This window comes from uncultured Fretibacterium sp. (assembly GCF_938040765.1).
Lineage (GTDB): Bacteria > Synergistota > Synergistia > Synergistales > Aminobacteriaceae > CAJPSE01.
Window position 1 is genome coordinate 1 of the sequence record NZ_CALIAA010000039.1, and the last position, 2,553, is coordinate 2,553.

2 protein-coding genes are annotated in these 2,553 nt (G+C 60.0%); both read left to right on the forward strand.

What is annotated here, in order from left to right; all coding sequences use genetic code 11:
- The coding region (gene aepX / locus Q0176_RS01265; RefSeq protein ID WP_299298285.1) for a phosphoenolpyruvate mutase at nt 1-1,317 on the forward strand (1,317 nt) is incomplete at its 5' end.
- Nucleotides 1,318-1,329: 12 nt separating this feature from the next.
- Nucleotides 1,330-2,553, forward strand: a 1,224-nt coding sequence (aepY, locus tag Q0176_RS01270) for a phosphonopyruvate decarboxylase (protein ID WP_299298289.1), incomplete at its 3' end; no start/stop codon positions are given.

Here is a 2,553-nt window from a genome sequence, read left to right on the forward strand (position 1 = left end):
GTGTCTGTTATGCCGGAACGAAAGCCTTTGGTCTACGTTGCCATGAGTGCCGATATCATCCATCCGGGACATCTCAACATCATTCATACGGCGGCACGGTACGGGGAGGTCGTTGTTGGGGTTCTGACGGATGAGGCAATCGCCAGCTACAAGCGCCTTCCTTATATGACCTTCGAGCAGCGCAGCGCCGTCGTCGAAAATCTGAAGGGGGTCTCCAGGGTCGTGCCTCAGACCACTCTGGATTATGTGGAGAACCTTCGTCAACTGCGCCCCGATTTTGTGGTCCACGGTTCCGACTGGAGGGAGGGCGTGCAGAGCGAGACGCGCTCCCGGGTTGTGGAGGTGCTGAAGGAGTGGGGCGGCAGGCTTGTCGAGCCGGAATACACCCACGGCATCTCCTCGACGCAGTTGAACAAGGCCATTCGGGAGGTGGGCACGACGCCCGACATTCGGCGCGGGAGGCTGAAGCAGCTTCTGGACAAGAAGGGGTTCGTCAGGGTCTTGGAGGCCCACAGTGGCCTCAGCGCCTTGATCGTCGAAAATTCGGCCGTCAGGTCGGAGGATGGCCGAACGGTGGAGTTCGACGCGATGTGGCTGAGCAGCCTGACGGATTCCACAGCCAAGGGGAAGCCGGACATTGAGTGCGTGGACCTGACCAATCGTCTGCATACGGTGAACGACATCCTCGAGGTCACCACCAAACCCATCGTCTACGATGGGGACAGCGGCGGGAACGTCGATCAGTTTCGCTTTACCGTCAGGACCCTGGAACGTTTGGGGGTCTCCATGGTCATTATCGAGGATAAAAAGGGGCGCAAGCGGAACTCCCTGTATGCGGCGGACAATCTGCAACCGCAGGAGGATATCGAGGTCATGTGCGAAAAGATAGCCACTGGCAAGAGGGCTCGAGTCACCGAGGACTTTATGATTGCTGCCCGTTGCGAGAGCCTCATTTTGGGGTACGGACAGGGAGATGCCCTGCGCCGGGTCGGGGCCTATGTTGAGGCTGGGGCGGATGCCATCCTGATCCACAGCAAGTCGCAATCTCCGGACGAGGTGTTTGCCTTCTGCGAACGTTATCGGGAGTCTCGGGAGCTTTCCCTCGTCCCGTTGATCGTGGTGCCGAGCACCTATGCCCAGGTGACGGAGAGGGAGCTCAGGGACAGGGGAATCCGCATGGTGATCTATGCGAATCAGCTGCTGCGCAGCGAGTACCCCGCCATGTTGAAGGTCGCGGAGAGCATTTTGAAACACGGGCGTGCCCGGGAGGCCGACGCGATGATCATGCCCATCCGGGATATCCTCGAGTTGGTTTGAGGATAAAGCCCCATGTTGGATCCAGGAATCTTTTTAAACAAGCTCCGTGCCCTGGGCGTTGAGTTCTTTACGGGTGTTCCAGATTCCCTGCTGCGGAATTTCTGCGCGGAGCTAGGAGCGCTTCCCGGCCACGTGCGGGTGACGGCCGCCAACGAGGGGGGCGCCGTCGCCTTGGCCGCCGGGCATTATCTTGGAACGGGGGCGCCTGCCTTGGTTTATATGCAGAATTCCGGTCAGGGCAATGCCTTCAATCCTTTGGTATCCCTCGCGGCCCCCGAGGTCTATGGCATTCCGATGCTCCTGCTTGTAGGGTGGCGGGGGCAGCCCGGGGGGAAGGACGAACCGCAGCATGTCAAACAGGGGATCATTACCCGCCGGATTTTTGAGGGGATGGATATTCCCTGCGAAATTCTCTCGGAGGATTGGAGCGAGGCCGAGGGACAGTTGGCGCGAATCGTTGGGGATATCCGTGCGCGGGAGGCCCCTGCCGCCCTGCTGGTGCGCGGCGGAACGTTCCAAAGGGGGTCTGCCTCGGCGGACGGAGATTCGGATTGTCAGGCTCAGAGTCTTCCGCTCAGCCGTGAGGCAGCCATTGAGAGGGTCCTGGCGTGTGCTCCGGAGGGGGCAGTCTTCGTCTCAACGACGGGGCATATCTCGAGGGAGCTCTACGAGTGTCGGGAGAGGAGCGGTGTGGCTCACGATCGGGATTTCCTGACGGTGGGCTCCATGGGACACGCATCGCAGATTGCAATGGGGCTTGCGTTATCCCGTCCGGATCGTCCCGTCCTTTGTCTTGACGGGGATGGTGCGGTCCTGATGCACATGGGGGCTCTGGCTATCATAGGGCAGTCGAGTTGTCGTAACCTGTATCATGTCGTCCTGAACAATGGCGCTCACGATTCCGTCGGAGGGCAGAGGACGGTTGCCCTGCAAATCGACCTCGTCAGGATCGCGGAAGCCTGTGGCTATCGTCACGTCGCTACGGCATGCGTTTTGGGAGAAATTGAGGAAGCCCTCGAGTCCTTTTCGAGAAACGAAGGGCCTTCCTCAAATGGAGGGCCTTCCTTCCTGGAGATTCGGGTCAGCAGGGGGCACCGGGACGATCTTGGGCGGCCCCGCAGTTCTCCCGAACGGAATAAGAGGGCGCTGAGGGGGACTATTGGAGAAAGGGCTCCGGAAGAAAGAGGTCCTGGGAAAAGGGCTTCGAGGGAAAGAGATGCAAAGGGGCTGCTGGGG